General features: G+C 70.0%; 16 protein-coding genes and 1 tRNA gene. 4 read left to right on the forward strand and 13 right to left on the reverse strand.

Annotated elements, in window-relative coordinates:
- Positions 1–88 precede the first annotated feature (88 nt).
- From ACZ3UD_RS03460 to ACZ3UD_RS03475, 4 genes are all read left to right on the forward strand, one after another.
- Positions 89–973 (forward strand): hypothetical protein, encoded by an 885-nt coding sequence (locus ACZ3UD_RS03460; protein WP_465581722.1) that lies wholly within the window; start codon positions 89–91, stop codon positions 971–973.
- Positions 970–3,219, forward strand: coding sequence for a hypothetical protein (locus tag ACZ3UD_RS03465; RefSeq protein ID WP_465581724.1), 2,250 nt, complete (start codon positions 970–972; stop codon positions 3,217–3,219). The genes ACZ3UD_RS03460 and ACZ3UD_RS03465 overlap by 4 nt, the downstream gene beginning before the upstream one ends.
- Positions 3,220–3,263: 44 nt before the next feature.
- Entirely contained in the window at positions 3,264–4,214 is a 951-nt protein-coding gene (locus tag ACZ3UD_RS03470) for a hypothetical protein (RefSeq protein WP_465581726.1), read from the forward strand.
- A 182-nt stretch (positions 4,215–4,396) separates the two neighbouring features.
- On the forward strand, positions 4,397–5,701 hold the full coding sequence (locus tag ACZ3UD_RS03475; RefSeq protein WP_465581728.1) for a M48 family metalloprotease: 1,305 nt from the start codon (positions 4,397–4,399) through the stop codon (positions 5,699–5,701).
- Between the two features lie 106 nt (positions 5,702–5,807).
- Here ACZ3UD_RS03475 and ACZ3UD_RS03480 read toward each other — a convergent pair whose 3' ends face one another.
- The 13 genes from ACZ3UD_RS03480 to ACZ3UD_RS03540 form a co-directional block, all read right to left on the reverse strand.
- Positions 5,808–9,701, reverse strand: coding sequence for a DNA-directed RNA polymerase subunit beta' (locus tag ACZ3UD_RS03480; protein ID WP_465581730.1), 3,894 nt, complete (start codon positions 9,699–9,701; stop codon positions 5,808–5,810).
- A gap of 99 nt (positions 9,702–9,800) precedes the next feature.
- Positions 9,801–13,280, reverse strand: a complete 3,480-nt coding sequence (gene rpoB, locus ACZ3UD_RS03485; RefSeq protein WP_465581732.1) for a DNA-directed RNA polymerase subunit beta — start codon at positions 13,278–13,280, stop codon at positions 9,801–9,803.
- Positions 13,281–13,942: 662 nt separating this feature from the next.
- Entirely contained in the window at positions 13,943–14,326 is a 384-nt protein-coding gene (gene rplL / locus ACZ3UD_RS03490; RefSeq protein WP_465581734.1) for a 50S ribosomal protein L7/L12, read from the reverse strand.
- A gap of 90 nt (positions 14,327–14,416) precedes the next feature.
- Positions 14,417–14,980: a 50S ribosomal protein L10 gene (gene rplJ / locus ACZ3UD_RS03495; RefSeq protein ID WP_030290437.1), complete on the reverse strand. Its 564-nt coding sequence runs from the start codon at positions 14,978–14,980 to the stop codon at positions 14,417–14,419.
- A 350-nt stretch (positions 14,981–15,330) separates the two neighbouring features.
- Positions 15,331–16,209 (reverse strand): SCO4651 family lipoprotein, encoded by an 879-nt coding sequence (locus tag ACZ3UD_RS03500; RefSeq protein WP_465581736.1) that lies wholly within the window; start codon positions 16,207–16,209, stop codon positions 15,331–15,333.
- 267 nt (positions 16,210–16,476) lie between these two features.
- Complete coding sequence (locus ACZ3UD_RS03505; RefSeq protein ID WP_465581738.1) at positions 16,477–17,400, reverse strand: SCO4651 family lipoprotein; 924 nt, start codon at positions 17,398–17,400, stop codon at positions 16,477–16,479.
- An 89-nt stretch (positions 17,401–17,489) separates the two neighbouring features.
- The gene (locus ACZ3UD_RS03510) at positions 17,490–18,326 is read right to left on the reverse strand and encodes an SCO4651 family lipoprotein (protein ID WP_465581740.1); all 837 of its coding nucleotides are present in this window, start codon (positions 18,324–18,326) and stop codon (positions 17,490–17,492) included.
- 104 nt (positions 18,327–18,430) lie between these two features.
- Positions 18,431–19,213, reverse strand: a complete 783-nt coding sequence (locus tag ACZ3UD_RS03515; protein ID WP_465581742.1) for a hypothetical protein — start codon at positions 19,211–19,213, stop codon at positions 18,431–18,433.
- A 237-nt stretch (positions 19,214–19,450) separates the two neighbouring features.
- Entirely contained in the window at positions 19,451–20,173 is a 723-nt protein-coding gene (gene rplA / locus ACZ3UD_RS03520) for a 50S ribosomal protein L1 (RefSeq protein WP_030290441.1), read from the reverse strand.
- A gap of 100 nt (positions 20,174–20,273) precedes the next feature.
- A complete protein-coding gene (gene rplK, locus ACZ3UD_RS03525; RefSeq protein ID WP_196951776.1) occupies positions 20,274–20,708 on the reverse strand; it encodes a 50S ribosomal protein L11 in 435 nt (144 codons plus the stop codon).
- A 166-nt stretch (positions 20,709–20,874) separates the two neighbouring features.
- Positions 20,875–21,747, reverse strand: coding sequence for a transcription termination/antitermination protein NusG (gene nusG, locus ACZ3UD_RS03530; protein WP_465581745.1), 873 nt, complete (start codon positions 21,745–21,747; stop codon positions 20,875–20,877).
- Between the two features lie 209 nt (positions 21,748–21,956).
- Positions 21,957–22,280, reverse strand: coding sequence for a preprotein translocase subunit SecE (gene secE / locus ACZ3UD_RS03535; protein WP_465581747.1), 324 nt, complete (start codon positions 22,278–22,280; stop codon positions 21,957–21,959).
- A 150-nt stretch (positions 22,281–22,430) separates the two neighbouring features.
- A tRNA-Trp gene (locus ACZ3UD_RS03540) sits at positions 22,431–22,503 on the reverse strand.
- Positions 22,504–22,589 lie beyond the last annotated feature (86 nt).

Here is a 22,589-nt window from a genome sequence, read left to right on the forward strand (position 1 = left end):
CGTAAAGAGGTTCTGTGCACACCGTCACAGAACGAATGCCTCACCCGCGCTCACGCCACCGTGCCCGCACCGGGCAGGCTGAGGCCCGATGACGAACCGAGAGGTGACCATGACCGAGCCGGTGAACCACACCATCCTGCTGTTGGACATCGAGCAGTTCGGCCGACGGGACGACGTCGAGCAGGCCTTCATGCGCCGGATGCTCTACTCCGTCCTGCACGAGACGCTGCGCAGCGCCGGCATCGAACCCGCCGAACAGCGGTTGGAGGACCGCGGTGACTCGGTGATGGCCCTGATCAGCCCCACCGTCCCCAAACCCAAACTGCTGCACGCCCTGATCAACGAGACCCCCACCCTGCTGCACGCCAACAACCGCCTCGCCGCCGACAGCGCCCGGGTACGGCTGCGGATCGTGCTCGCCGCGGGCGAGGTCGCCGTCCAGGAGCTGGGCGGAGCGCTCGGCGGCGCGGTCGGCTGGGACCTCAACCAGGCCTTCCGGCTGCTCGACTCGGCGGCCCTGCGGGAGGCGCTGAAGCACCGGGACGGCCCGTGCGTGCTCAGCGTCTCCGACGCGGTCTACCAGGGCGTCGTCCGGCACGGCCACGGCGGGCTGCCGACCGGCGCCTTCCACCGGATCACCGTCCAGGGCAAGGAGGGCGACTTCCCCGCCTGGCTGTACGGCCAGCCGGCGCCGGCCCCGGTCGCCGTCCCTCCGGCCCCCCAGGGCATTCCCATCGCGGCCGCCGCCCCCTCCACCGCCCCCTCCACCGCCCCTTCCACCGCCCCTTCGGCCGCCCCGGCCCCGGTCCCCGCCGCCGCCCCGGCCCAGAGTCGGACCCCCGCCACCTTCCAGTTCCTCGGCGGCTCACCGTCCTTCGGCGGCAACCTGATCGGCGGCGACCAGCACGTCGTCTCCGGCGGTGAGGTCCACGGCGACGTCAACACCGGCAACACCGTCGGCGGTGACCGATGACCGCCACCCCCGAGCAGGAGGCCGCCCAGCAGCCGGCCGACCCCGACCAGGACGGCGCCGAGCTCCAGGAGGCCCCGCCGGAGGAACCCCAGAACGCCTGGGAGGCCGCCCAGGAACTGCTGGAGCACGTCCCGGACGCCTTCGCCGGCCACGGCTTCCTCTTCGCCGGCGGCAACCCCCGCTTCGGCGGCGGCCTCGTCGGCGGCGACCAGCACACCGTCTCCGGCGGGCAGGTCCACGGCGACGTCGTCACCGGCCACAAGACCACCGTCTACCAGCTCGGCTCCGCGTTCGGTGCCCCGCTGCACGCCTCGGGCGAGGTCCCGGCGGAGGAACTCGCGGCCCTCGCCCAGGTCTTCCAGTACGGACCGACCTACGAGCAAGCCATCGGCCGGCTACGCGAACAGCGGGTCCTCATCCTCACCGGCCGGGCCGACACCGGCCGCCGCTACGCCGGACTGGCGCTGCTCGCCAACCTGGGAGCCCGCCGGATCCGCAACCTCGACCCCGACGTCTCCCCCGCCGCGCTGCTCACCGGCGCCGAACAGGCCGAGGGCTATCTGCTCGCCGACTACGCGACCTCCCGCACCCGCCCGCTGCGCCGACCTGACCTCGACCGCCTCCGCGAGACCCTCACCAAGCAGGACAGCTACCTGGTCATCACCACCGTCCGCTCCAACGCGATGCGCGAGTTGCCCACCGTCGACTGGCAGCCCCCCAACCCCCCGGACGTGCTGAGCAGCCATCTCCGCGCCCTGCTGGGAAACGCCTCGGCCGCGCAGATCCAAGCGCTGCTCGCCCTCGGTCCGACCCGGGCGTTCCTGAAGCACCCGCGGCCCGTCCGGGAACTGGCCGAGTTCGCGGTCAGGCTGTCCCAGTACTCGCCCGAGACGGACAACCTCCTGGACCTCGACAGGTTCGGCGGCGGCGTCGTCCAGGAACAGGTCGGCCGCTGGTTCGGCGACCCCGAACTCCCGCTACGTGAAAAGGCGTTCCTGCTCTCCCTGGCCGTCTTCGACCACGCCCCCTACACGCTCGCCGCCGAGGGCGCCGACCTCCTCTTCCGCCGGCTGGAGACCATCCGCACCGCCGGCGAGCCGGACGGCATCCCGCCCTTCGGCAGCTCGATCGAGGAGCGGATGACCCTCTCCCGGGCCGAACTCACCGAGGAGACCGAGCAGACCCCGTGGGGCCCGGTCCCGCAGCGGATGGCCTCCTTCCTCGACCCCCGCACCTCGCACACGCTGCTGCGCGAGGTCTGGGCGAGCCACCCCTCCGCCCGCCCCGCGATCACCGGCTGGCTGAACGCGCTGGCCACCGACTCCCGCGCCCTGGTCCGCACCCGGGTGGCCTCCGCCACCGCCCTGCTCGCCTCCGTCGACCTCTCCGCCACGATGAGCGGACTGCTCGGCCCGTGGTCCGGCGCCAAGGACTTCCGGCTGTGCGTCCAGGCCGCCAACAGCCTCGCCCTCGCGTACCACGCGGGCACCGCCGCCGTCCCGCGCATCCTGCGCAGCTGGGCGGCCGACGACAACGGCCACCGCCGCTGGACCGCCATCCGCTGCTACGCCCTGCTCGGCCCGCTGCTCCCGGCCCAGGCGCTGGAGGCCTTCGCGCTGGCCGCCGACCGGCTCACCGCCGGGGAACTCGACCAGCTCGCCGCCAAGCTCCGGCTCGGCAACCAGGCCCCGGGCGTCGACCAGCCCAACCGCTACCAGGTGCTCGGCCTGGTCGAGGCCGCCGAACTGCTGCTGCTCTCCCCCGAGGCCGAGGAGGCCCTGCGCGCCCTGGTCCGCTGGCTCTCCGGCCCGGCCGGCCTGCGGCAGCTCGCCCTGGCCACCTTCCTGACCGCCGCGCAGCGCACCGAGGACACCGCCGTGGGCCGGCCTCTGCTGCTCGACTGGTACGCCCGGAGCCCGCGCCCCGAACCGGGGGGCGTGGTCAGCGTCACGGTGCTGTCGGCCCCCGAGGAGCCGCCGCCGGTCCGGTCCCTGCTGGCCCTCCTGTGGCGTACGGCCCTCACCGACCGCCTCTACGGCACCGTCGCCCTGGGCGTGCTGCGCGGCTGGCTGATCGGTGCCGCCGACCAGCCCGAGACGGACTCCCGACTCACCGAGCTGTTCGACGACTTGGCGGTCACCGAGCGCGATCGCCAGCGGCTCGACCACCTCGTCCGCACCGTCCGCACCGTCCGCGACGGCGGCCCGGCCACCCCGCCGCCCGCGCCGTCCCCGTCCAGCGGCTGAAGCCGAAGCCCACCCGACCCGTCCCGATCCTGGAGCATCCGCGCATGTCGGCACGACACCGCCCCGACCTCCCCGCCGGGGACCTCAGTGACCCGGTCCTGAAGGTCCACCCGTTGGGCCACTCGCTCGGCCTGCCCAAGCGGCCGGCCGCCCGCGCCGACTCCGCGCTGGTACTGACCTCGCCCTCCGGCGAGCACCAGGTCTTCCTCCCGCCGCACCGCCCCGGCTTCAGCGATCTGGTCGGCCGCGGCTACCAGGCCGCGTACGAGATCGACCTCGGCCTGCACCACCTGCGGATGGTGGAGCGGCTGCCCGGCCGGGACGACGTCGGCGCCTTCGAGGCCGTGGTGGAGATCGACTGGCAGGTCACGGTCCCGGAGCTGGTGGTGACCAGCCGGATCGGTGACGTCCCGGCCGTGCTCGTCCCCCGCGTCCGGCAGCGGATGCGCGCGGTCACCCGCACCCTCACCACCGACCAGAGCGGCGAGGCCGAACTCGCCGTCCAGCAGGCGCTGGACGAGTACCCGGTCGCCGAGGCCGAGGGCCTGCGGGTGGGCTGCGCCGTCCAGCTCGACATCGACCAGGCCGCCCGCGACCAGAAGGAGCGGCTGCGCGGGTACCACTTCGACACCCAGGCTCATCCGCACGCCCTCCGGCAGGTCCAGGAGGCGAACGAGATCCTGACCGCGAAGGCGAAGTTCTACCAGTACCACCTGGAGCAGGGCGGGGTGGCCGCCTGGGCCCTCCAGGTCGCCGCCCACCCGGAGGACCTGCCGCGGGCGCTCGGCTACCTGAAGGACGAGCAGCAGGAGCTGGTCCAGGGGCAGCTCTCGGTGATCCGGCGACTGCTCGACCAGGACGCCCTGGAGGACTTCGAGCTGGAGGGCCCGCGCCAGGATGCCAAGGCCGCGTTCGAGGCCATCCTGCGCGCCCGGCCCGGCGCCCCGGGGACGCCCCGGCTCGACAAGGGCCCGAACCCGCCGCTCCCCCAGTGAACCCGCCGCTCCCCAGTGAACCCGAGGAACCCGTAGGCGCCGGCCCGTTCCCGCTGGTCACCGCCCTGCTGCTGGGCTGACCCGGTTCCGCACGCCCGTCCGCACCCGTCCGCACCCGTCCACACCCGTCCACCGCCGTACGGACGCCGCTGCCGCGCGCGTCCCGTCCCAAGGACTCCGTCATGACCGAACCGACCTATCCGGACGCTCCGCCGCCGCAGTACCCGACGTCCCCGCCGCCGTACCCGACCGTCCCGCCCCAGCATCCGCACGGCGCTCCCCAGCACCCGGCCGCGGCCCCGCCGCAGTACCCCACCGCCGCACCGGAGTACCCGGCCGCGGCCCCGCCGCAGTACCCGGCCCCGGCTCCTCAGTACCCCACCGCACCCCCGCCGCAGTACCCCACCGGCGTCCCGCCGCAGTACGCGCCCCCGCCCCAGCCCCAGCACCAGCCCCACCAGCAGCCCCCGCAGCAGCAGCCCCGCGTCCCCGCCCAGGGCTTCGCCCCGCCGCCCGCACTCGACCCCACGGTCGACATCGACCCGCACACCGGCCGGATCCACATGGCCGCCCGCCAGCGCGGCGCCGACGCCACCGCGATCGGTCAACTGCTGTTCCAGCTCCCGCACTTCCTCTGCAGCCTGCTGGTCGTCACGCTGGTCTCGCTGCTCCTCCCCTCCCCCGCCAACCTGCTGCTGATCGGTCTCTGGATCGCCTCGGGCGCACTGGTCTTCCACCGCCCCACCGAGAAGATCCTCGCCCGCTACCTGTTCCGGATGCGCCCGGCGCTGCACTCCGAGCTGACCCGCCTGGAGCCGATCTGGCACCAGGTGACGGCCAGGGCCGGGGTGAACCCGGAGTCGTACGACCTGTGGATCGAGGACCACAAGGCCGTCAACGCCACCGCGGCCGCCGGGCACATCGTCGGCGTCACCCGGTACGCGCTGGAGACCCTCCCCGACGCGCAGCTGGCCGCCGTGCTCGCCCATGAGCTCGGCCACCACCGCGGCGGTCACGCCTGGGCGACCCTCCTCGGCTACTGGTACTCGCTGCCCGCCCGGATCGCCTGGGTGGTCTTCCGGTTCGTGGCGGTCATCGCGTTCCAGATCGCCTCGATCTTCTCGCTGCTCGGCGCCCTGGTGGTGGGGCTGGTCGCGGTGGTCCTGGTGGTGGCCGTGGCCTTCTCCTTCCCGCCGCTGCTGCTGGTCCTCGTCACGCCGTACCTGCTCGCCGCGGTCGGCCGCCGCTCCGAGCTGCGGGCGGACGTCCAGGCCGCCGAACTCGGCTTCGCCGACGCCATGATCGAGGTCTTCCACGGCTTCCTGAGGGACGAGGAGCAGGCCATGGCGATCGCCGCGCGGGAGAACGGCGGCCGCGCCGTCCGCCCGGGCCTCGGCCAGCGGCTGCTCTCCAGCCACCCGGACACCCACACCCGGATCCGTCGCCTGGAGGACTGGCGCGCGGCCGCGGCCACCGGCGCGCGCTGAACCCGCCAGCTGAGCACGCCCGGTAGCCGGAAACGCCGCAGGGCGGCCACCCCGTGAGGGGTGACCGCCCTGGCGATCAGCGGCCGTCGCCGGCCGAAGAGGTGACTCAGCCGGTGTACGGGCCGTAGTCGTAGTCGTCCAGCGGAACCGCCTGACCGGAGCCGGCGCCGAAGGGCGACAGGTCGTAGTCGTCGTAGCCGACGGCCGAGTACATCGCGGCCTTGGCCTCCTCGGTCGGCTCGACCCGGATGTTGCGGTAGCGGGGCAGACCCGTACCGGCCGGGATGAGCTTACCGAGGATGACGTTCTCCTTGAGGCCCAGCAGCGGGTCCGACTTGGCGTGGATCGCCGCGTCGGTGAGGACCCGGGTCGTCTCCTGGAAGGAGGCGGCCGACAGCCAGGACTCGGTGGCCAGCGAGGCCTTGGTGATACCCATCAGCTGCGGACGGCCGGAGGCGGGGTGACCGCCCTCGGCGACCACACGACGGTTCTCCTGCTCGAAGCGGCCGCGCTCGACCAGCTCGCCCGGCAGCAGCTCGGCGTCGCCCGACTCGATGATCGTCACGCGGCGGAGCATCTGCCGGATGATGATCTCGATGTGCTTGTCGTGGATCGACACACCCTGCGAGTTGTAGACCTTCTGGACCTCGGCGACCAGGTGGACCTGGACGGCACGCTGGCCCATGATGCGCAGGACGTCGTGCGGGTTGGTGGCACCCATGGTCAGCTTCTGGCCGACCTCGACCGCCTCGCCCTCGCTGACCAGCAGCTTCACACGCTTCGAGACCGGGTAGGCGATCTCGTCGGTGCCGTCGTCCGGCGTGATGACGATCTTGCGGGTCTTCTCGGTGTCCTCGATCCGCGCCCGGCCGGTGGCCTCCGAGATCGGGGCCACACCCTTGGGGGTACGGGCCTCGAAGAGCTCGACGACACGCGGCAGACCCTGGGTGATGTCGTCACCGGCCACACCACCGGTGTGGAAGGTACGCATGGTCAGCTGGGTACCGGGCTCACCGATGGACTGGGCGGCGATGATGCCGACCGCCTCACCGATGTCGACCAGCTTGCCGGTGGCCAGCGAGCGCCCGTAGCACATGGCGCAGGTGCCGACGGCCGACTCACAGGTGAGGATCGAGCGGACCTTGACCTCGGACACGCCGTGGCGGATCAGCTCGTCGATCAGCACGTCACCGAGGTCGGTGTTGGCGGTGGCCAGCAGCTTGCCGTCGACGGTGATGTCCTCGGCGAGCATGCGGGCGTACACGCTGGTCTCGACGTCGTCGGCCTTGCGCAGCACGCCGTCGGCGCCCACGGAACCGATCGACAGCTTCAGGCCGCGCTCGGTGCCGCAGTCCTCCTCGCGAATGATGACGTCCTGGGAGACGTCGACCAGACGACGGGTGAGGTAACCGGAGTCGGCGGTACGGAGGGCGGTGTCGGCCAGACCCTTACGGGCACCGTGGGTGGAGATGAAGTACTCCAGCACGGTGAGACCCTCACGGAACGACGCCTTGATGGGCCGCGGGATGGTCTCGTTCTTGGCGTTCGACACCAGACCACGCATACCGGCGATCTGACGCATCTGCATCATGTTTCCACGAGCACCCGAGTCGACCATCATGAAGATGGGGTTCGTCTTCGGGAAGTTCGCGGCCATGGCGTCCGCGACCTCGTTGGTCGCCTGGGTCCAGATGCCGACGAGCTCCTGCTTGCGCTCGTCGTTGGTGATCAGACCGCGCTCGTACTGCTTCTGGACCTTCTCCGCCTTCGCCTCGAAGCCCTCCAGGATCTGGGGCTTGCTCGGCGGGACGATGACGTCCGAGATCGAGACGGTGACACCCGAGCGGGTCGACCAGTGGAAGCCGGACGCCTTCAGGTTGTCCAGGGTCGCCGCGACGACGACCTTGGGGTAGCGCTCCGCCAGGTCGTTGACGATCGCGGAGAGCTGCTTCTTGCCCACCTCGTAGTCGACGAACGGGTAGTCCTCGGGCAGCAGCTCGTTGAAGAGCGCGCGGCCCAGGGTGGTGCTCAGGCGGAAGGGCTCGCCCTCGAACCAGGTCTGCTGGCCGTCCTCGTCCACCGGAGCGGTCCAGCCGCGCGGCGGGACGGTGCCGGCGCCGAGGCGCAGCTCGATCGGGGCCTGGACGTCCAGCTCGCGGGCGTCGAAGGCCATGATCGCCTCGGCGGTCGACGAGAAGGTGCGGCCGGCGCCCTTCACGTTGTCGCGGTCCGAGGTCAGGAAGAACAGACCGAGCACCATGTCCTGGGTCGGCATGGTGACGGGGCGACCGTCGGCCGGCTTCAGGATGTTGTTCGAGGACAGCATCAGGATGCGGGCCTCGGCCTGCGCCTCCGCGGAGAGCGGCAGGTGGACGGCCATCTGGTCACCGTCGAAGTCCGCGTTGAACGCGGTGCAGACGAGCGGGTGGATCTGGATGGCCTTGCCCTCGACCAGCTGCGGCTCGAAGGCCTGGATGCCGAGGCGGTGCAGGGTGGGCGCACGGTTCAGCAGGACCGGGTGCTCGGCGATGACCTCTTCGAGCACGTCCCACACGACCGGGCGGGCACGCTCGACCATGCGCTTGGCCGACTTGATGTTCTGCGCGTGGTTCAGGTCGACCAGGCGCTTCATCACGAACGGCTTGAAGAGCTCCAGCGCCATGGCCTTCGGCAGACCGCACTGGTGCAGCTTGAGCTGCGGGCCGACGACGATGACCGAACGGGCCGAGTAGTCGACTCGCTTGCCGAGCAGGTTCTGGCGGAAACGACCCTGCTTACCCTTCAGCATGTCGCTGAGGGACTTCAGCGGGCGGTTGCCCGGGCCGGTGACCGGACGGCCGCGGCGGCCGTTGTCGAACAGCGCGTCGACGGCCTCCTGGAGCATGCGCTTCTCGTTGTTCACGATGATCTCGGGGGCACCGAGGTCGAGCAGGCGCTTCAGGCGGTTGTTGCGGTTGATCACGCGGCGGTACAGGTCGTTCAGGTCGGAGGTCGCGAAGCGGCCACCGTCCAGCTGCACCATCGGACGCAGGTCCGGCGGGATGACCGGGACGCAGTCCAGCACCATGCCGTTGGGCTTGTTGCTGGTCTGCAGGAACGCGGAGACGACCTTGAGGCGCTTCAGCGCACGGGTCTTCTTCTGGCCCTTGCCGGTGCGGATGATCTCGCGCAGGCGCTCGGCCTCTTCGGCCAGGTCGAAGGTCTCCAGGCGGTCCTTGAGGGCCGCCGCGCCCATCGAGCCGGAGAAGTAGGTGCCGAAGCGGTCGCGCAGCTCGCGGTAGAGCAGCTCGTCGCCCTCGAGGTCCTGGACCTTGAGGTTCTTGAAGCGGGCCCACACCTCGTCGAGGCGGTCGAGCTCGCGCTGCGCGCGGTCGCGCAGCTGCTTCATCTCGCGCTCGGCGCCCTCGCGCACCTTGCGGCGCACGTCGGCCTTGGCGCCCTCGGCCTCCAGCTCGGCCAGGTCGGTCTCGGCCTTCTTGGCGCGGGCCTCGAGGTCGGCGTCGCGACGGTTCTCGATCTGCTGACGCTCGACCGAGACGTGCGCCTCCAGGGACGGCAGGTCGCGCTGGCGGCGCTCGTCGTCGACCCAGGTGATCATGTAGGCGGCGAAGTAGATGACCTTCTCGAGGTCCTTCGGCGCCAGGTCGAGCAGGTAGCCGAGGCGGGACGGCACACCCTTGAAGTACCAGATGTGGGTCACCGGGGCGGCCAGCTCGATGTGGCCCATCCGCTCGCGGCGCACCTTGGCGCGGGTCACCTCGACGCCGCAGCGCTCACAGATGATGCCCTTGAAGCGGACGCGCTTGTACTTACCGCAGTAGCACTCCCAGTCCCGGGTGGGGCCGAAGATCTTCTCGCAGAAGAGGCCGTCCTTTTCGGGCTTCAGGGTGCGGTAGTTGATGGTCTCCGGCTTCTTGACCTCGCCGTGCGACCACTGGCGGATGTCGTCGGCGGTGGCCAGGCCGATGCGGAGCTCGTCGAAGAAGTTGACGTCAAGCACTGGTCGTCAAGCCCTCTTTCGTAATTCGAGAGTCTTATCTGTGGTCTGAGGGGGGCCTGGGGGCGGGCCGGCCGCTCGGGGCAGCCGGCCCGGCCTCCGTCAGACCTCTTCGACGCTGCTCGGCTCGCGCCGGGACAGGTCGATGCCGAGCTCCTCGGCGGCGCGGAACACGTCCTCGTCGGAGTCCCGCATCTCGATGGACTGGCCGTCCGAGGACAGCACCTCCACGTTGAGACAGAGCGACTGCATTTCCTTGATGAGAACCTTGAAGGACTCGGGAATGCCGGGCTCGGGGATGTTCTCGCCCTTGACGATGGCCTCGTAGACCTTGACTCGGCCGAGGACGTCGTCGGACTTGATGGTGAGCAGCTCCTGCAGTGCGTACGCGGCGCCGTACGCCTCCAGGGCCCACACCTCCATCTCACCGAAGCGCTGACCACCGAACTGCGCCTTACCACCGAGCGGCTGCTGGGTGATCATCGAGTACGGACCGGTCGAACGGGCGTGCAGCTTGTCGTCGACCAGGTGGTGCAGCTTGAGGATGTACATGTAGCCGACCGAGATCGGCATCGGGAACGGCTCGCCGGAGCGGCCGTCGAACAGACGGGCCTTGCCGGTGGAGTTCACCAGGCGCTCACCGTCACGGGTGAGGGTGGTGTTGTCCAGCAGGCCGGTGATCTCGTCCTCGCGGGCGCCGTCGAAGACGGGGGTGGCGAGGTTGGTGCCACCCACGACCTGGTCGGCACCGATCGCCTGCAGGCGCTTGGCCCACTCGTCGGCGAGACCGGAGACGTCCCAGCCCTGCTTGGCGAGCCACCCGAGGTGGATCTCCAGGACCTGTCCCGGGTTCATTCGGGACGGGACACCCAGCGGGTTGAGGATGATGTCGACCGGGGTGCCGTCCTCGAGGAAGGGCATGTCCTCGACCGGGAGGATCTTGGAGATGACACCCTTGTTGCCGTGGCGGCCGGCGAGCTTGTCACCGTTGGTGATCTTGCGCTTCTGGGCCACGTAGACGCGGACCAGCTGGTTCACGCCCGGGGGAAGCTCGTCGCCCTCCTCGCGGTCGAAGACGCGGACGCCGATGACCTTGCCCGACTCACCGTGCGGGACCTTCAGCGAGGTGTCGCGGACCTCACGGGCCTTCTCGCCGAAGATCGCGCGGAGCAGGCGCTCCTCGGGGGTCAGCTCGGTCTCACCCTTCGGGGTGACCTTGCCGACGAGGATGTCACCGGTGACGACGTCGGCGCCGATCCGGATGATGCCGCGCTCGTCGAGGTCGGCGAGGACCTCCTCGGAGACGTTCGGGATGTCCCGGGTGATCTCCTCGGGGCCGAGCTTGGTGTCACGGGCGTCGACCTCGTGCTCCTCGATGTGGATCGAGGAGAGGACGTCGTCCTGCACGAGGCGCTGCGACAGGATGATCGCGTCCTCGTAGTTGTGGCCCTCCCACGACATGAACGCCACGAGCAGGTTCTTGCCGAGAGCCATCTCGCCCGCGTCGGTGCAGGGGCCGTCGGCCAGCACCTGGCCGGACTCGACCCGGGCACCCTCGTCCACGAGCACCTTCTGGTTGAAGGAGGTGCCCTGGTTGGAGCGGGTGAACTTGGCGGCGCGGTACGTGGTGTACGTGCCGTCGTCGTTGGCCACGGTGACGTAGTCGGCCGAGACCTCCTGGACCACACCGGCCTTCTCGGCGGTGATCACGTCGGCGGCGTCGACGGCACAGCGGTACTCCATGCCGGTACCGACCAGCGGGGCCTCGCTCTTCAGCAGCGGCACCGCCTGGCGCATCATGTTCGAGCCCATGAGCGCGCGGTTGGCGTCGTCGTGCTCGAGGAAGGGGATCATGGCGGTCGCGACCGACACCATCTGGCGCGGCGAGACGTCCATGTAGTCGACCTCGGAGCCCGGCACGTAGTCGATCTCGCCGCCACGGCGGCGGACCAGGACGCGCGGCTCGGCGAAGTGGTTGTCCGCGGTCAGCGGAGCGTTCGCCTGGGCGATGACGTAGCGGTCCTCCTCGTCGGCGGTCAGGTAGTCCACCTGGTCCGTCACGAGGCCGGTCTCGTCGACCTTGCGGTACGGGGTCTCGATGAAGCCGAAGGCGTTGACCCGGCCGTACGAGGCCAGCGACCCGATCAGACCGATGTTCGGGCCTTCCGGGGTCTCGATCGGACACATGCGGCCGTAGTGCGAGGGGTGCACGTCACGGACCTCGAAGCCGGCGCGCTCACGGGAGAGACCACCGGGGCCGAGGGCGGACAGACGACGCTTGTGGGTCAGGCCCGACAGCGGGTTCGTCTGGTCCATGAACTGCGACAGCTGGCTGGTGCCGAAGAACTCCTTGATGGAGGCGACGACCGGCCGGATGTTGATCAGGGTCTGCGGCGTGATCGCCTCGACGTCCTGGGTGGTCATGCGCTCGCGCACGACGCGCTCCATGCGGGCGAGACCCGTACGGACCTGGTTCTGGATGAGCTCGCCGACGTTGCGCAGGCGGCGGTTGCCGAAGTGGTCGATGTCGTCGACCTCAACCACGATGTCGCGGCCGGTCTCGTCGCGCCACTCGGTCTCACCGGCGTGCAGCTTCACCAGGTACTTGATCGCACCGATGATGTCGGGCTCGGTGAGCACGCCGGAGTCCAGCGACTCGGCGTTGCCCAGCTTGCGGTTGAGCTTGTACCGGCCGACCTTCGCCAGGTCGTAACGCTTCGGGTTGAAGTACAGGTTCTCCAGAAGCGTCTGCGCGGCCTCGCGCGTCGGCGGCTCGCCCGGACGCAGCTTGCGGTAGATGTCCAGCAGCGCGTCGTCCTGGCCCTGGGTGTGGTCCTTCTCCAGGGTGTTGCGCATCGACTCGTACTCGCCGAACTCCTCGAGAATCATCTCGTTGGTCCAGCCGAGAGCCTTGAGCAGCACGGTGACGGACTGCTTGCGCTTGCGGTCGATGCGGACGCCGACCATGTCGCGCTTGTCGATCTCCATCTCCAGCCAGGCACCACGCGAGGGGATGACCTTGCAGGAGTAGATGTCCTTGTCGGACACCTTGTCCAGGGTGGAGTCGAAGTACACACCCGGGGAGCGGACCAGCTGCGACACGACGACACGCTCGGTGCCGTTGATCACGAACGTGCCCTTGTGGGTCATGAGCGGGAAATCGCCCATGAAGACCGTCTGAGACTTGATCTCACCGGTCTCGTTGTTGGTGAACTCGGCCGTGACGAAGAGCGGAGCCGCGTACGTGAAGTCGCGGTCCTTGCACTCGTCAATGGAGTTCTTCGGCGGCTCGAAACGGTGGTCGCGGAAGGTCAGGGACATCGACCCGCTGAAGTCCTCGATCGGGGAGATCTCCTCGAAGATCTCCTCCAGACCGGACTTGGTGGGGACGTCCTGACCGGACTCCAGCGCCTCCTCGACCCGGGTCTTCCAGGCCGCGTTGCCGAGCAGCCAGTCAAAGCTCTCGGTCTGCAGGGCCAGGAGGTTCGGGACCTCGAGGGGCTCCTTGATCTTCGCGAAGGAGACGCGGAGCGGGGCGGTGGATGCGGCGGAATTGTTCGAGGCGTTGCGCGGCGCGGCCAAGAGGGGGGTCCTTCCGAGGGCTCGGAGCTCACTACGCGCGTACCAGCCGGGCCTGCTTGAGCCTAGGTACCGCCTCCCGCCACTGGCCTCTGCCGGAGTCGAAACCCCAGGTCAGAGCCGCTTTGCGGAGGCGATGCCAGACCCCTTCAGGGCAACGCAAACTCCGGGCGACGAGTCACGGAGAAGCTAACAGGCAGCGCAAAGGGACAGTGTAGCCAAAGGCCACACTGCTGTCCAGCTCTGATTCGGAGACCGAATCGGAGACTCCTCCCGGTAGCCGGCGGGCGCGGGCGCCCACCGGGTACTGCTCTAACTCACGTGGAGTCATTTCCCGCCGGAGCCACTGGTTATGCATCCAGCCGCAAACCAACCGGGCGGACTCGCGCCTTGAGAATCGCGCGCCGCGCCGGGTTCGTCAAGGGCCCGCCGGCGGTGCGGACCTCGACCCGTCCATCGGCCCGAAGCCCTCCGGCGTTACAGAAGCCGTGGTGGGGGCCACCGTCGATGACGGTGATCACCATACTCCTCGGCGCCGACAGTGCCGAGTGAGCGTTCGGCCACACCGGTGGTTCGAGACGGCCTCCGGAGACGCGAAAAGGCCGGGCCGACCACCCGCAAGGGTGATCGGCCCGGCCTCAGGCCCCCTCAGAGGGGGCGAGAAGTCACTTGACGGTGACCTTGGCGCCGGCACCCTCAAGGGCGGCCTTGGCCTTCTCGGCAACGTCCTTGGCAACCTTCTCCAGGACCTTGGCACCAGCGGTGTCAACGAGGTCCTTGGCCTCCTTCAGGCCGAGGGAGGTCAGGGTGCGCACCTCCTTGATGACCTGGATCTTCTTGTCGCCGGCGGACTCGAGGATGACGTCGAACTCGTCCTGCTCCTCGACGGCCTCGGCGGCCGGGCCGGCAACGCCGGCGGCGGCCACGGCGACCGGGGCGGCGGCGGTGACGTCGAACTTCTCCTCGAAGGCCTTCACGAAGGCAGCGAGCTCGATGAGGGTGAGCTCCTCGAACTGCGCGAGCAGCTCGTCCTGGGACAGCTTCGCCATGATTGGCGTCCTTCCACTAAATCGGCAGGTGGTGCCGGATGTACGGGTTGGCGGGCGTACGGGCCCGCAGCGAGGCGTGAGCCTGCGGAATTACTCCGCGGCCTCGTCCTCGGCGGCGGGAGCCGGCGTACCGGCACCGCCCTGCTCGACCTTGTCGCGCAGCGCGTCCACGGTGCGGACGAGCTTCGACGGCAGGGCCTGGAAGAGCGCGGCAGCCTGGGACTGCTTGGCCTTCAGGGCACCCGCCAGCTTGGCGAGCAGCACCTCGCGGGACTCGAGGTCCGCGAGCTTCTTGATCTCATCGGCGGACAGCGCCTTGCCGTCAAGGACACCGCCCTTGATGATGAGAGCGGGGTTCTCCTTGGCGAAGTCACGCAGAGCCTTCGCCGACTCCACCGGGTCACCGGTGACGAAGGCGACAGCCGTCGGACCGTTGAACAGGTCGTCCAGCTCGGAGATCCCGGCCTCATTGGCCGCGATCTTGGTCAGCGTGTTCTTCACCACGGCGTACTCGGCGTTGTCGCCGAGCGAGCGACGCAGGGTCTTGACCTGCTTCACCGAGAGACCGCGGTACTCGGTCAGCAGCGCCGCGGAGGAGCCACGGAACTTGTCCGTGATCTCGGCAACGGCAGCAGCCTTGTCGGGCCTGGCCATAGGCTTACGCCTCCTTCCGTGATGTCGAAGTCCGGCCGACCGCGAAAGTCGACCATTCACACCTCGAACCGACCGGACGGAAGGAAAGCTCTTGCAGAAATGCAATGAGCCCCGGTGCGCAGGCGCACGGGGCTCGAAACGACCTCAACGGGCGGCCACGCGAACGCGGACCCGGAAATCGAAGCTCCAGACACACCTGCGCGGGCTGCCTGCGCTAAGCGCAGATCCTTCGGCCACCGGCTCCCTCACGGGCGCTCGGCGACAACCAGCGGTCTTTGGCTTCGGCAACAGTAACCGGACCGTTCGTGCGGCGCAAATCGCCCTCGGACGGGTGAAGGCCCGGGGCCGGCTCAGCGGGCCAGCGGGGAGATCGTCCGGACCCCGGTGTCCACGGTGTCCGTCTCGGCCGGGGCCTGGGCCGAGAGCAGCGGCCCGGCGAAGTCCGAGTAGAGCACCGAATCGTCCGCCCGGCCGCTGTCCCCGTTGCCGGTGCGCTGCAGCCGGACCAGCTGGTCCTTGTCGTTGAGCCAGAGGTCCACGGTGAGCGAGAGCGAGCCGCCGGGCGCCAGGGCCGCCCGCAGGCCGTCCCGGCGGGCCTGGCTCAGCTGGGTCTGGGCGGCCGCGTACTTCTCGGCGGTGGTGGTCACCCGGTAGTGCTCGACGGTCGAGTCCTCGTACTTCTCCTCGCCGACGAAGGTCGGGTCCACCCCGTCCGCGGTGGCCGCGGCCAGCGCCTCGACCGGGTTCAGCAGGTCGACCAGCCCCGCGTACGGGACCTCCTTGTGACCGTCCGGCCCGGGCGGGACGGAGAAGCGCTCCCAGTGCTTGCCTCCGTTGCGGGCCGCGGTCGCGGCGTCGCCGCCCTGGTAGGCGACGGTGTCCACGACGATCAGCTGCTCGGCTTCGGCCGGGGTGGAGCGCTTGATCTGCAGCGCCGTCTTGGGCGCCCAGAACAGCGGGCCGGAGCCGGCGTCGGCGCCCAGCCGGTAGCTGACCTTGGCCCGGCGGGCGGTCTGCGCGGCCAGCTCGGCGGAGAGCAGCACGCCGTGCGGCGACCGGTCGGTCGGCTTGGCCGGACCGGTCGGGGCCGCGCTGGTCGACGGGCCACTGGCGGACGTCGGACTGCCGGACGGCGTGTCGGCGGCGTCGTCGCCCCCGCCGCAGCCGGTCAGCCCGCTCGCGAGCACGGCGACCGCGGCCAGGGCCGCCAACCGCTGCCGTGCCGCCATCGTCCGTTCCTCTCTCACCCGGGCCACCTTGCCATCCGGACCGGGGTCAGCCGGTGGCGGCCCCCTCGTTGCGCTTCACCGGGTCGGGCCGCGCCACCGGGTCGGACGAATCGCGCACCGGGACGGAGCCCGGGGCGCCGTACGGCGGGCGGACGCGTCGGCCCGCGCAGAAAGACCCCGGGCGCCGGACGCGCCCGGGGTCGGTGACCCGGTCGGCCCGGACAGAACCTCGGCGGTCCGTCCGGGCCCTCCCGCTGCCGACCGTGGTCAGCTGTTGCCGCCCGCGAGCTTCTGCAGCTCGGAGGCCTCCACGGTGTCGGACGGGTCGGGCGAGGTGGTGGTGACCGCCACGCCGTAGTCCGTGTAGAGGACGGCGGCCTTGAAGGCGCCGGCCTTGGTGTCCCCCGTCTCGGTGCGCTGGACGACGAGCTGGTCGGCGTCGACCCAGACGTCGATCGTCTCCTGGGTGATGCCGGCGGTGGCCAGCTTCTCCTTGAGCTGGTCGAGCTGGTCCTGGGTCATGCCCTTGCCGGCCGCCGCGGCGATGTCGTTGGAGTTGAGCACGCCGGTGTAGTGGGTGGTGTCCTTGCCGGCCACGGTCTCCTGGCCGACCTCGGTCACCTTGCCGGTGGCGATCAGCGTGCGCACGCCCTCGACCGGGTCCGCGTCCTTGAGCTGGTTGGACGCACCGCCGGTGGCCTTGGCCTGGTCGGCCTGGCTGTAGTGCATCCAGTGCTTGCCGCCCAGGGCGTCGACGGCCTGGCCACCGATCTTCATGAACATGCCGTCCTTGGTGAAACGGTACGGCGCGGACTCGCTGCCGGTGATGTTCGCGATGACCTTGCCCACCGGCGAGCCGGACATGTCCATCGTGAGCTCACCCTGGAGGCCGTCGGCCCAGGCGATCGCGCCGGTGCCCTTCATGGCGACCGAACCGATCGTGATCGTCTCGTTGACCTTGGCCGACTTGGCGGCGCTGGTCTTCTGGGTGACCTGCTCCAGGTAGACCGCCGGGCTCACCTTGGTCGGGGTGGTGGCGGCGGACGGGGTGGCCGCGGCGGCGGCCGAGCTCGGCGCGGCCGGGGCCGCCGAGGCGGCGTTCTTGCTGTCGTCGTTGTTGTTGCAGGCGGTCGCGGTCAGCGCCAGGGCGGCGAGGACGACGGCGACGGCGGTCTTGCGGGTTCCAGCCATTGGTTCCCCCCTTGAGAACCTCCGGGCGCGCGGTGCGCCCGGAGGCGATAGCCGGTGGTCGGTGCGGATCGAGCGGGTGCGGGACCGGCTCAGCCGAACAGCTTGAGCAGGTCGGCCTGGGAGCCGAGGTCGCCGGCGGCGGGCGCCTCGATCCTGTCGCCCTTGCCCAGGTCGGAGTACTTGACGGTGACGGCCTGCGACTCGCCGTTCGTGTCGCCGTACTCCTGGTACTTGACGAGCTCCTGCTTGCCGTTCAGCCAGAAGTCGATGGTGAGGGTCTTGCCGTCCTCCTCCAGCTTCTTCTGGACGGACTGGCGCTGGTCCGCCGTGAGCGTGGTCATCCCGGCCACCAGGACCGAGGTGTCCTCGACCGCCCGCAGGTGGGTGGTCTGGACGCCGTCCACGGTCTCCTGGCCGACCTTGGTCAGCTTGCCGCTCTGGGCGGCGACGGTGAGCTGGGCGACCGGGTTCATCATCTGGCCCATCACCAGGAAGGCACCGCCCATCTCCTCCGAGGCGGGCACCTTGACCCAGTGCTTGCCGCCCAGGGCCGGGCCGCTGGTGTCGTCGCCGCCGACGTAGGCGTCCGTCCCGACCACCCGGACCTTGAGCTTCTTTCCCGACATGTCCATGGCCACGTCCGCGGCCACCTTGCCCGGGTCCTTCCAGTCGGCGGTGCCGCCGCCACCGGGGTTGGAGGTGTCCGCGGAGGTCATGGCGACCTTGCCGTTGCCGGCCTTCTGCATCACCAGGGCGGAGGCGGCCAGCGCGGCCTTCGGGTCCCCGGTCAGCGCGGCCGCGAGCGAGCCCGGGTCCTTGGCGTCGGCGCTCTTGGCGTCGCTGCCGCCCTTGCTGCCGCAGGCGGTGAGGGCGGCCAGCAGAACGGCGGCGGTCGCGACGGTCGAGGCGAGGCGCACAGCGCGCATGGAGGTACCCCCGTAGGTTCTTCGGAAGAGCCGATCCTCAGCTTCTTCTCACGCGGACTCTAACGGATCGCCGGATCCCTTCCGCACCGGATATCCCCCTCCCGTCACCCGGTTGCGGCGGCTGTCGTGTCCCCCGTGCCGGAGGCTGAGACGTCCGTCGTGGTCACCGTGGTTCCGGCGCTCCCCCGGGCCGTCTCACGCAACCTCAACAACCGCTGGCCGGGACCGATCCAGACGTCGTAGCCGATCTCCGTCACCCCTTGCCGGCGGTACCAGTCGACCACCACTGCGAGCTGCTGCGGGCTCAGCTCCCGGTCCGCGCCGAAGTAGTCGGCCACCGGCGCCGAGCCCTGGTAGTGCGCGACGGTCAGTCCGGCGAGCTGCTCGCCGCCGAGCGAGCCGAGCCGGTCGGTCTGGGCCATCGCGTACGCCCGGCTGCCCGGGTTGGTGACCAGGTCGGTGGTCCAGCCGCCCGCGTAGCCGTCCGGGTCGGCCCCGGCCTTCGGGTCGAGCGACTCGGCGGTGGCGCGGTCCGCGTGCTTGGCCACGCCGCCCTGGTAGGTGAGGTCGACGGCGCCGTCCCGGAGGGTCAGCTGCCCGGTGCCCAGTTCGTCGGAGACGGTCAGCGCGGCCTCGTCCCGGTCGCCCCAGGCCAGCGTGCCGCTCGCGGTGCGCTTGCCGGACGCGCTCTCCCGCACCACGTCGATCCGGGCGCCACCGGTGTCGTCCAGCGCCTGGGCGGCCGTGAGCACCACCTGCTTGGGCGGCACCGGCGCCGGCTCACCGGGAACGCGGGTGCCGGGGGCGGCCAGGACGCTGCAGCCGGTGACGGCGCCGAGCAGCAGCAGGGCCGCCGCGAGCGCGGCGGGGCGAAGGGCGGGCGGCACGGCACACTCCTGCGGTCACAGGTTCTCCACATGATCTGACCGGCAGAGCGTACGACGCTTCGGGCACACGTTCCCATCCGCCCGTGTCCCGATCCGGCAACCGTTTCGGTGACCCTTCCAGCGGCCCTTCCAGCGGCCCTCCCGGCGCCCCTTCCGCACCGACGAACGACGGCGGGCCCGCACCCCCGGTGAAGGGGGTACGGGCCCGCCGTACGGACTGCTCTAGAGCACTGGGGCTCAGACCGCGGCCGGGTCCTCCTCGACGAGGAGGTTGCGGGTGCGGTTCGGGTCCACCTGGATGCCGGGGCCCATGGTGGTCGAGAACGCGGTCTTCTTGATGTAGCGGCCCTTGGCGGCGGACGGCTTGGCGCGGAGCACCTCGTCCAGCGCGGCGGCGTAGTTCTCGACCAGCTGCTCGTCGGTGAAGGAGGCCTTACCGATGATGAAGTGCAGGTTCGAGTGCTTGTCGACGCGGAACTCGATCTTGCCGCCCTTGATGTCGTTGACAGCCTTGGCGACGTCCGGGGTCACGGTGCCGGTCTTCGGGTTCGGCATCAGACCACGGGGACCGAGCACGCGGCCCAGGCGGCCGACCTTGCCCATGAGGTCCGGGGTGGCGACGACGGCGTCGAAGTCCAGCTTGCCCTTCGCGACCTCGTCGATCAGCTCATCGGCACCGACGATGTCGGCACCCGCAGCACGCGCGGCCTCGGCACGCTCGCCGGTCGCGAAGACCAGGACCCGAGCGGTCTTACCGGTGCCGTGCGGGAGGATCACGGTGCTGCGGACCATCTGGTCGGCCTTGCGCGGGTCGACGCCCAGACGCATGGCGACCTCGACGGTGCCGTCGAACTTGGTGGTGCTGGTCGCCTTGGCGAGGCGGACGGCCTCGAGGGGGGCGTAAAGGCGCTCGCGGTCGACCTTGGCGTCCGCGGCCTTCAGAGCCTTGCTGCGCTTCACTGCTGCTCCTGAATGGTGATTGGAGTTGTGGTGTCTCGGGCCTGCGCAGGCCCTACCACAGAGGACGAGACTGTGACACCAGCCCCTGGCGGGACGGGGATCAGCCCTCGACGGTGATGCCCATCGACCGGGCGGTGCCGGCGATGATCTTCTCCGCCGCGTCCAGGTCGTTGGCGTTCAGGTCGGGCATCTTGGTGGTGGCGATCTCGCGGACCTGGGCGCTGGTGAGCTTGGCGACCTTGGTCTTGTGCGGCTCGCTGGAGCCCTTGTCGATACCGGCGGCCTTCAGGATGAGGCGCGCGGCCGGCGGCGTCTTCGTGATGAAGGTGAAGGAACGGTCCTCGTAGACCGTGATCTCCACCGGCACGATCATGCCGCGCTGCGACTCGGTCGCGGCGTTGTAGGCCTTGCAGAACTCCATGATGTTGACGCCGTGCTGGCCCAGCGCGGGGCCGACCGGCGGCGCCGGGTTGGCGGCACCGGCGTTGATCTGGAGCTTGATAAGCCCCGTGATCTTCTTCTTCTTGGGAGGCATGTCTCTCCGGGTCCTTCCGAGAGGTGATTGCTGGTGCGTGCGGAACCGGGGCGACACCCGGCCGCCAGCACACACATCGGACCAGGCTAACGCGTCCGCGCCGCTGGACCAAAACGAAATCCGGGGCAGGGCCCTCGGCCCCGCCCCGGATCCGAAGACCGTATGACTAGTTCTTCTGGATCTGGTCGAAGGAGAGCTCGACCGGGGTCTCCCGGCCGAAGATCTCGACCAGGCCCTTGACCTTCTTCGAGTCGGGGTTGATCTCGTTGATGGTCGCCTGCAGGGTCGCGAACGGGCCGTCGGTGACGGTGACCGAGTCGCCGACCTCGAAGTCCAGCACCTGGATCTCGGTCGGCTTGACCGGCGAGGGCTTGCCGGCCTCCTTGGCGGCCTGGCGCTCGACGTCCGGGGCGAGCATCTTGACGACCTCGTCCAGGGTCAGCGGGTACGGGTCGTAGGCGTTGCCGACGAAGCCGGTGACGCCGGGGGTGTTGCGCACGACGCCCCAGGACTCGGGGGTGAGGTCCATGCGCACCAGGACGTAGCCGGGGAGCTTGTTCTGGCGGATGGTCTTGCGGTCGCCGTTCTTGATCTGGACGACCTCCTCCTGCGGCACCTCGGCCTGGAAGATGTACTCCTCGACGTTCAGCGAGACGGCGCGCTGCTCCAGGTTCTGCTTCACCCGGTTCTCGTAACCGGCGTAGGTGTGGATCACGTACCACTCGCCCGGCATGAAGCGCAGGTCCTCGCGGAACTTGGCGACCGGGTCGACCTCGACGGCGTCCTCGACGGACTCCTCGACGACGTCCTCGTCAGCGGCGAGCTCCTCGTCGCCCTCCACGTGCAGCGCGGCCTCCTCGGCGGGCTCGCCGGCCTCGGCCTCGTCGTACGCCTCGACCTCGTCCTCGTCGCTGTCCGAGGCGTCCACGATCTGCTCGGCGGTCTCGACGTCGTCAGCCAGCTCGGCCGCGTCCAGCTCGGCGGCGACATCCGCCTCGCGGACGGTCTCGTCGGCGTCGTACAGGGGGGACTCAGACACGGTGGCTGCTTCTTTCCTGGAGATGGTGAAGGTGGCGCGCTCCGAAACCGGACCGGCGCGCCGCCGCTCGCGCGGGCGCCAGGAGAGGTCTCGGAGACTTCAACAGTACCGAGTCCACGGTACGCGCGCGTACGTCCGCCGCCGACAGCTCGACCCGGGCCGAGAATTCGGCCCGGGTCGGGAGGTGGTTCCGAAGGTGAGACGGCCGGTCAGCCGAAGACCAGAAGGCTCAGCTTGGAGAAGCCGTAGTCCAGGCCGGCGACGAAGGCCATCACGACCACGACGAAGGTCACCACCACCGCGGTGTAGTTGGTGAGCTCGTTCCGGGAGGGCCAAACGACCTTGCGCAGCTCGGCGATGATCTGCCGGTAGAACAGGCCCATCCGCGCGAACAGGCCCTTCTTGGCCCGCTTGCCGGACTTCTTCTTGCCGGACTTCTTGTCGCCCTCGGCAGACGTGGTCTCGGCAGCGCCGTCGGCCCCCTCGGGGTTGCCGCTCTCAGGCGTTGCGGTGGAGCCCGTGGTCTCCGTCACTCGTCCTCACCTGAATCCGGGTCCGGCCGAACATCACCTACGTACCCGTTTGAGGCACGAGCGGTCGGCTTAAGCGGTGCTGATCGGTGCCCTCTCCGCATCAAGCCCGCTCGCTCTGTGGAGCGAACGGGCTGATAACGGATCGAGCAGCAGGGCAAGAGGGACTCGAACCCCCAACCGCCGGTTTTGGAGACCGGTGCTCTACCAATTGAGCTATTGCCCTACGGAGCCTCGCGGCTCCTGGTGGCGACCAACCTACCGCATCTCCCCCCGCTGTCTGCACAGGCGGTGAAAGCTCCGGTCTTTTTC

It is taken from the genome of Kitasatospora sp. NPDC023118 (assembly GCF_055560875.1).